The organism is Symplocastrum torsivum (genome assembly GCF_059505465.1).
This window is the reverse complement of the sequence record NZ_JCACKQ010000100.1, coordinates 1-8,238: the sequence shown is the minus strand read 5'-3', so window position 1 is coordinate 8,238 and position 8,238 is coordinate 1. Positions and strand designations below refer to the sequence as shown.

Sequence of the window (8,238 nt, the reverse complement as noted above, 5' to 3'; positions counted from 1 at the left end):
TGACGTTAATCCTTCCTCAGTGGACTCATGATGTATTGAGTATTGTACATGCACTTAGGCTGCGCCAATCATGCGCCGAATCAGTCACACCGCCAAATCATGATAGTTTTATCGTGACTGCCACTGGCAAGGAATTGCCCATTAGGACTAAAGCTAACTGATTGAATATAAGATAAATGCCCTGATAGAGTGCATATTTCTTGACCTGTTCTCAAGTCCCACAGCTTCACAGTATTGTCATCGCTACCACTAGCGAGAACCTGTTCATTTGGACTAATAGTAACCGTTGTAACTGCTTTCGAGTGGCTAATTAAGGTATGTATCTCTTGATATGTAGTTAAATCCAGCACTTTAATAGTTTTATCGTTACTGCAACTGGCAAGCATTTGTCCATCTGCACTGAAAGCAACGGAACGCGCTACATTTTTATGCCAAGTGAGATCGCGAATTAGGTTGCCAGTAGCTACATCCCAAAACTTCACAGTATAGTCAAAACTTGCGCTGGCAAGAATTTTTCCATCAGGACTAAAGGCAACTGACTGTATGAATGCCCAACCTGATGATTTTCCAGAGAGAGTGCAGATTTCTTGCCTAGTTTTCAAATTCCACAGCTTAATAGTGTTGTCATCACTACCGCTAGCGAGAATCTGCCCATCCGGGCTGATAGCAAGTGATGTAACTGCTTTGTTGTGACCCAACAGGGTATGAATTTCATCCCCTGTTTTTCTATTCCAAAGCTTAATGTTTTTGTCCTCACTACCACTAATAACAGTAGAACCATCAGGTGAGTTAGAAGATGTTAAGTCACGCCGCCAAATTTTTATACTATTAAGAGCTGTGCTGACAAGAACTTCACCATCAAGGCTGAAAATAACTGTAGCTGGTGAAAATCCTAAACCAGCTACGACTCCTGCTAATAATCCGGGCGACCATTTTTCTTCTGAATGCTCAGTAAGGTTGCCAATCAATTCTCCGGTTGCTAAATTCCACAGTTGAATGGCGTTCTTTCCATTGGCACAGGCGAGGGTTTGTCCACTAGGGTTAATAGCTACAGAATTAGCGCTGGCTGCATGACCTGTTAGGGTTCGTAAAAGTGATTCTGTACGCAGATCCCAAAGCTTTGCTGTTTGATCGAAACTGCCGCTAACGAGAGTCTGACCATCAGAGCTGATAGCGACAGAATTAACTGCTGCTGAATGACCTGTTAGAGTACAAATTTCCCTGCCCGTATCTAGATCCCAAATTTTGATTGTATTGTCTCCACTGCCACTGATGAGGGTTTGTCCGTTCGGGCTAATGGCAACAGACCAAACAGTACCTGAGTGTCCAGTGAGTGTGCGAATTTCTTTTCCCGTGCCTAGATGCCAAACCTTAATTGTATTGTCTGCACTCCCACTGACGAGAATCTGTCCGTTCGGGCTGATAGCGAGAGAATGAACATAGCGGGAGTGTCCGGAGAACAGACTACCAAGGGTGTGAATTGAGCGTCCTGTCTTCAGGTTCCGGATTTGAATTGTTGTGTCAGCACTCCCACTGGCAAGCGTCTGTCCATCCGGGCTGATAGCAACACAGTAAATTAAGTCTAAATGACCCATAAGAGTGGGAATTGCTTTGCCCGTGTTCAGATCCCAAACTTTGATTGTTTTGTCCCCACAGCCACTGACAAGAGTCTGTCCATCGGGGGTCATGGCGACAGAGTAAACTAATCCAAAATCTACTGTGAGGGTACGGACACATTGCCAAATCTGAGGTTTAGACTGTGAAACAGACGTGGCAACAACTGTTGCATCTGGTAGTGGCGAAGCCTGTTGTTGTGGGTGTACTGGCGGTGGTGATGGTAGTTTTGTTCCTACTATGCCGTAAGCTGAAATCGACTTTATCTATTAAACTCCTCTCCAAACCGTTTCAACAACTCCTTACAGGAAAGGGTAAGCAACAGGCGAGTCAACTCTTCTGGTGGCAACTGCAACACTGATGCGATCGCACCAGACAATTCCTCATCCAGAGAACCAAATCGTACTCTTAGAAAGTTTTCTACCTTTTCTGGCTTACCTTTGGGTAATTACAGCAGCACAGAATCAAGGCAAATCACTACGCAGGTAGCTACCAAGCCTTCTATGATGCTCTATTGATATCCCGCCGCCTGGATTGAGAAAAGCCGAGCATAGCGTCCTCCCAACTTCAACAACTCCTCGTGAGTTCCCTGTTCTAGAAGTTCTCCTCCTGCCATCACTACAATTTGGTCAGCCATTCGCACTGTAGAGAAGCGATGGGAAATTAAAACAACCATCTGATTCTGGGTAATCTTACGAAAGTGGTCAAAAATTTGCACCTCTGCCTCTGCATCCATCGCTGCCGTTGGTTCGTCGAGTACCAAGATGTCTGCACCAGTCCGCATAAAGGCTCGCGAGAGAGCAATTTTCTGCCATTGACCACCAGATAGTTCCTGTCCTCCCTTGAACCAGCGCCCTAACTGAGTGCCAAACCCTTCTGGCATCGCTTTAATGAAGGGTTGAGCCGTACCTTTCTCTGCCGCCACTTCCCAGCGTGCTTCGTCTTCCAGATGTTCCACGTCTCCCACACCCACATTTTCCCCAACGGTGAACTGGTAGCGGACAAAGTTCTGGAAAATTACACCAATCCGTCGCCGCAGAACCTCAACATCCCACTCCTGCAAATCCAATCCATCCAGAAGGATACGCCCAGAATCCGGACTGTACAATCGGGTCAAGAGCTTAATCAATGTCGTCTTGCCTGAACCATTCTCACCAACGATCGCTAATTTCTCTCCCGGTTTTATGTGGAGCGAAATACCCTTCAACGTAGGTTTCAAACCTCCTGCATAGGTAAAAAACACATTCTCGAAGCGAATACCATCCCCCGGAATCACTCCCTGACGCGCCTTCCCACAAGGTTTAGGAACATCCTGCTCTAGAAACTCGTAAAGGTTTGATAGATAGAGATTATCCTCATACATCCCCCCGATCGAAGTCAAAGCAGCAGTAAACGTAGACTGTCCTTGCCGGAATACCATCAGGTACATCGTCATATCCCCTAAGGAAATGCGACCGAAAATAGTTTCCAGCACAATCCAGGCATAGGCAACATAAAATACCCCCGTACTCAGCAACCCCAAGAGGTATCCCCACAATCCCCGCCGGATCGTCAAATCCCTATCTTCACCGTAAAGTCGATCAAAGATATCGCGGTAGCGTCGCAGCATCGTATCCCCTAGCTGATAGAGCTGAACCTCCTTCGCATAGTCTTCACGAGCAATCAACGTTTCGAGATAATGCTGCTGTCTCGTTTCAGGCGATCGCCATTTAAACAAACGAAACGCTTCTCCAGCAAACCGAGTCTCTGCAATAAACGGAGGTAACGCCGCCACAAGCAGGACAACAACCGCCCAAAGGGAAAAATTCAGCAGCAGACCCCCATACGTCACCAGCGACAGGGCACTCTGAATCAGCCCAAACGTCCGCGTCACCAGTGAGAGAGGACGAAGCGAGGCTTCTTGCCGCGCCTGATTCAGCTTGTCGTAAAACTCTGAGTCCTCAAAATGGACAAGATCGAGTGTCAGTGCCTTCTCCAGAATCAAGACATTTACCCGTTGCCCCAGCAGTACCCGTAGTAGCGATTGACAAACCGTCAAACCCCGTTGACTACCTGCCAGCAACATCACCGCGATCGCTTCCAACCCCACAAAGCCCAAAGCCGTCCAGCGATGAGCTTCCACACCCGACCCAGATGCCAAAACAACACTATCAACAATCAACTTCCCAAGATACGCGATCGCTGCTGGTAATAAACCGGCCGTCAGCGTCAAAACTGCCAACACAACAGTTAGAGTGCGGCTAGTCGTCCATACCAACCCCAACGCTCGTCCGCTGTAGCGAAACACTGATAGAGATTGACGCAATCCCCGTGTAGGAAATCTCAAAGAGTTGCGTTTCCTTTGTCTTTTCATCTTCTGGTCAACTTATGCCTAGTTTTTCGACTCTTAGTCAAGATATGCTTGTAGCAGGTTTTTTTAGGTGCGATCGCGCCAACGAAAGAATCGTCAGTACAGCGTCCGCTGTAGTCAACTTAAGTATTGGGGCAGCGTTAGCCTTGAAATATCTGGAAGCTGAAGGCATTACTCTCCAGGTAAAGGAGTCCCGTTAGGGTTATCGCCTGCTTCGGCAAATGCATCTACTGCCCGACCTAATTCTCGTTGGACAGGCTGGGTAGACTTAAGAAAAATATGAATGACTAAGTCTAAACTACTGACAAACAGCTACGGCAATTCAACTGAAGTAGGTTTAGCAATGTGGGGTAAGCCCCAACCTAATTTTTCTCGCAAAATTCGGAAAAACTCTGGGGGTTGCAAGCGGATAAATCTCGCACTATATTGCGATCGCATCATCTGAACCTTATCATCTGGCAACACATAGCACCCGGCATTCCCATCAACCACCATTACCATCTGATTGGGAGTCGCTGGAAAAATCGTGATTGGCTCACTATCAGCAAAGACTAAGGCTCTAGACGCTAACGAATGAGGGCAGATCGGCACTAATTGCAGCACTGGCACTCCAGGCGTTACGACTGGCCCCCCAGCACTAAGAGAATAAGCCGTCGAGCCAGTTGGGGTTGAAATAATAATGCCATCTGCTGCAATATCTACCGCTGCGTGACGACCAATCTCAATTTCAAAATGGCACATACAGGTCAAGGGTTCCCGGTGCAGCACCATCTCATTCAAACACAATGCTTCCCACCACAGGTTATCCTTACGCATGACCTGAACTGACAGCATCGTCCGCTCTTCAACTTCGTATTTTCCTTCCTTTAACTGTTCCAAGGCATACGGCAGTTCGTTAACATAAGTCTCTGTCAAGAAACCCATGTGTCCCGTGTTTACAGCTAGTAGAGGGATGCCAAATGGAGCAATCTGGCGAAACGCGGCGAGAACTGTACCATCTCCGCCTAGCACAATTGCAAAACTCATTTGCTCATCAAAGCCGGGAGGGGCAAGCTTATCAATTGGCGTATGACAAACGGGAGAATCAGGACGTGAATAGCCCAAGATTCCTCCGATTCCGGTAGTCATATAGACATCCCAACCCGAAGCACTGAGTTTTTCTTCCAACTCTACCGCGACACGACAAGCCACGGGTTTGAGGTCGTTGTATATAATGCCTACTTTGGGCACGCTCACTAGTCCACGTAGGGGTCAAATAGTCTTGAACAATTAGAATGATGCCTAGATTTTAGACAGGCGGTTCCCTGGCAATGCGAAGCCAAACAACCATTCACTCCAAAAGCTACTGATTATAAGGCTAGAGGTGTCAACAGGAACAGTAGTAAACAAGTCCTGCTCTATCTTTTTTTAGAAGACACCTCTAGCTGATATTCCAGTATTTTTGCTTATTAACTAATCTTATCGTGACCTATCTTACATTAGTTTTGCTCTGCCCAAAAACTTTTAAGATTTAGTTTTGAAGGGAGATCTTTTCTTTGCCTGCTTTTTCGCTTTGTTTTTCTCGAAATCAATTTCCTTGAGCTTTTTCATAATCCGGCTAAAGTATTCTTGCATATAGGCTTCCAAGGTTGTTGTTTCCTTAGGGTCTAGCCCAAAGACCTGATACGTTTTGTCCATTGAGGCATTCAGCGGTTTTCCGCTTGCTAGGACTTCAGTGAAGGCAAGCCGATCCGACACATTCCAACCCCACTGAAAAAATCGTACAACCCGACGTACTGCCCGTAGAAGGTTGAGGGGAAGTCGGGCAATTTTGGCATCTTTACCAGACAACCGCTCACATAGGCGGATAATTTCGTAGGGTTCCCAAGCACGGGTTCCGACAACAGGAAAGGTTTTCTTCTCCGTTTCTGGAACCTCAAGGGCACGAACGGCAAATTTAGCAATATCCTGAGTGTCCATGTAGGCAATCCCAGAAGAATCACCAGTAATCCAAACGGCTTGCCCATCCAAAATCGGAATCGCATACTGACCGATTAATCCTTGCAAAAAGCCACAGGGCTTCAAGATTGTGTAATTTAATCCTGACTCGGCAAGGAATACTTCTGTACATCGCTTGATTTCCATCAACGGGACATCAGGAAAATTCTCGGCATTCAGAATTGAGAAGAAGACAAATCGTTCAACACCAGCCGTTGCTGCTGCTTGAATTAGCGAGACTTTACCTTCCCAGTCCACCTGTTTGATGGTCAAGGAGTCGGTAGGTCGGGATGTTGCTGCATCAATGACAGCCGTCATGCCTTCAAGGGCAGGAGGCAGACTTTCTGGAGATGTGAGGTCGCCTTGAAAAATTTCGGCTCCCCATTCTTTTAAAAATGTTGCTTTTCTCGGATTGCGTACCAAACAGCGCACCTGATGGCCTTCGTCTAGGGCGCGACGAACCACCTGTCTTCCTAATGTGCCTGTTGCACCAACAACCAACAAGTTCATCTATGAGTTTTAGTAAAGAATCTTAACTTTTCTACACGATCTTATCAGAAATACTTGCGCTATCCCAGAGAAAGGCAAATAAATGCGATCGCTCAACAAAAATCTTTTACTCTAGGGATGCCGATGTAGCACAAAAACGCAACAACGTTCTCGCCAACCACATCGGCGCTGCCCTTAAGCCTTGTCTTTGTTCCCTTGGATTCTCATCTTTGTATCAGCCCCTTCGATTTTCTTCTGGATGTTGAGCAATAAAAAGCCCACGCCCAAGCCCACGAGAATCAAGGTAAAGGACAACACGGCTGCATTAAAAATTTCAGTGTTCATTGTTTCTCATCTCCTACAAGCGCAAAAAAGTTTATAAGTTAACCTTACCGCCCTCAACACTACCTGCTACCTAGCAAGTCTAGACTAAGGTAAGAATTTGACGGCTAATCGAAGAGGCATCCATAGCCCTAGGGGGTATTTTAGAACAGTGAGGCAGTTAATACTCGACGAAAAGCATTAGGAATGGTTGTAGCGGCACCGAATTGGGGATGCAATCAAAAAATGAAGACAGAAAAAACTTTCTTTACAGAACAACTGGGTTCACACTCAGTCCGTCCCCGGTTAGCCGTTACCCTAGGAGACCCTGCGGGAATTGGGCCAGAGGTAGTGCTGAAGGCATTGGCAGACCCAGATGTTACTCAAGCCTATGAGATAACCGTGATTGGCAGCCGATCGCTTTTACAATCCTCCTACACCCAACTACGACAGAAGGGACTTGAACGAGGAGAGGCACTGGCAGATCCAGAGGACTTATCAATCCTTGATATTGAACTAGAGGCATCAGCAGAACAGCAAATTACTCCTAGTGTTGGGAATGCGGCAAGTGGCGCGGCAAGTTTTTCCTATCTAGAAACGGCAATTACTCGCACCCTTGCTGGTGAATTTGATGGTATTGTTACCGCCCCGATCGCAAAATCTCTCTGGAAAGCCGCAGGACATAACTATCCAGGGCAAACGGAGGTGTTGGCGCAGTACGCAAAGGCTGAGAGATTCGGGATGTTATTTGTTGCGCGATCGCCTCATAGTGATTGGTTACTGCGTACCCTCCTTGCCACTACCCACATTCCCCTGCGTCAAGTTGCGGATACTCTAACACCTGAGTTGATGACAAAAAAACTTGACTTACTCGTGGAGTGCTTGCAGCTTGATTTTGGGCTGAAGACACCTTGGATTGCGGTTTCTGGCTTAAATCCTCATAGTGGAGAGCAAGGTCAACTGGGTCGTGAGGAAGAGGATTGGTTGATTCCCTGGTTAGAGCAAGAACGCCAAAAACGTCCTGAGTTAAGACTGGATGGCCCCGTGCCTCCGGACACTCTTTGGGTTAATGCCGGTCAAGCTTGGTATAACCCTTCTTTGCCAAGCGGTGTTCCTGATGCCTACCTAGCGCTTTACCATGACCAAGGCTTAATCCCTGTGAAGCTAATGGCATTTGACCGGGCGATTAATACAACGATTGGTTTACCTTTTGTTCGCACCTCTCCTGACCACGGTACAGCGTTTGATATTGCAGGACTTGGGATTGCGAATGCAACGAGTATGAAAGCGGCAATTCAGCTAGCGGCGGAACTGGTCAACCAAAGATTCAGACTTCTTCACCCATCAGGTGCAGAGGTGACAGTCTAGGGAGTGTTTTCAAACTTTGTTAGCTTCGTTTATGTAGTGCAGATCCCCCTAAATCCCCCTTAAAAAGCTATGCATTAGTCACATCTTTCTTAATAAACTCTGACTTGACAGAAGTAACG

General features: G+C 46.8%; 9 protein-coding genes. 4 read left to right on the top strand and 5 right to left on the bottom strand.

All coding sequences use genetic code 11. The features are described from left to right. Positions 1-80: 80 nt before the first annotated feature. Complete coding sequence (locus AC5JL3_RS24830; protein WP_496077021.1) at positions 81-1,745, bottom strand: WD40 repeat domain-containing protein; 1,665 nt, start codon at positions 1,743-1,745, stop codon at positions 81-83. Between the two features lie 14 nt (positions 1,746-1,759). Between AC5JL3_RS24830 and AC5JL3_RS24825 the strand changes: the two genes are divergently transcribed. After that, positions 1,760-1,975 (top strand): hypothetical protein, encoded by a 216-nt coding sequence (locus AC5JL3_RS24825; RefSeq protein WP_496077019.1) that lies wholly within the window; start codon positions 1,760-1,762, stop codon positions 1,973-1,975. Next, positions 1,957-2,103, top strand: coding sequence for a hypothetical protein (locus AC5JL3_RS24820; RefSeq protein ID WP_496077018.1), 147 nt, complete (start codon positions 1,957-1,959; stop codon positions 2,101-2,103). Before AC5JL3_RS24825 ends, AC5JL3_RS24820 begins: the two co-directional genes overlap by 19 nt. A gap of 22 nt (positions 2,104-2,125) precedes the next feature. Here AC5JL3_RS24820 and AC5JL3_RS24815 read toward each other — a convergent pair whose 3' ends face one another. After that, complete coding sequence (locus AC5JL3_RS24815) at positions 2,126-3,940, bottom strand: ABC transporter ATP-binding protein (RefSeq protein ID WP_496077017.1); 1,815 nt, start codon at positions 3,938-3,940, stop codon at positions 2,126-2,128. Positions 3,941-3,981: 41 nt separating this feature from the next. Here AC5JL3_RS24815 and AC5JL3_RS24810 point away from each other — a divergent pair, with 41 nt between their 5' ends. After that, positions 3,982-4,164 carry a hypothetical protein gene (locus AC5JL3_RS24810; protein ID WP_496077016.1) on the top strand — a complete coding sequence of 61 codons (183 nt, stop codon included), beginning with the start codon at positions 3,982-3,984 and terminating at the stop codon, positions 4,162-4,164. A 112-nt stretch (positions 4,165-4,276) separates the two neighbouring features. On the opposite strand, the gene AC5JL3_RS24805 is transcribed toward AC5JL3_RS24810, so the two are convergent. From AC5JL3_RS24805 to petM, 3 genes are all read right to left on the bottom strand, one after another. Then, positions 4,277-5,194: an NAD(+) kinase gene (locus AC5JL3_RS24805; RefSeq protein WP_496077020.1), complete on the bottom strand. Its 918-nt coding sequence runs from the start codon at positions 5,192-5,194 to the stop codon at positions 4,277-4,279. 273 nt (positions 5,195-5,467) lie between these two features. Continuing rightward, on the bottom strand, positions 5,468-6,451 hold the full coding sequence (locus AC5JL3_RS24800) for an SDR family oxidoreductase (protein WP_496077015.1): 984 nt from the start codon (positions 6,449-6,451) through the stop codon (positions 5,468-5,470). Between the two features lie 174 nt (positions 6,452-6,625). Further along, positions 6,626-6,775, bottom strand: coding sequence for a cytochrome b6-f complex subunit PetM (petM, locus tag AC5JL3_RS24795; protein WP_192222279.1), 150 nt, complete (start codon positions 6,773-6,775; stop codon positions 6,626-6,628). Between the two features lie 222 nt (positions 6,776-6,997). On the opposite strand from petM, the gene pdxA reads away from it, so the two are divergent. Further along, the gene (pdxA, locus tag AC5JL3_RS24790) at positions 6,998-8,119 is read left to right on the top strand and encodes a 4-hydroxythreonine-4-phosphate dehydrogenase PdxA (protein ID WP_496077014.1); all 1,122 of its coding nucleotides are present in this window, start codon (positions 6,998-7,000) and stop codon (positions 8,117-8,119) included. The last annotated feature ends 119 nt before the right edge of the window (positions 8,120-8,238 follow it).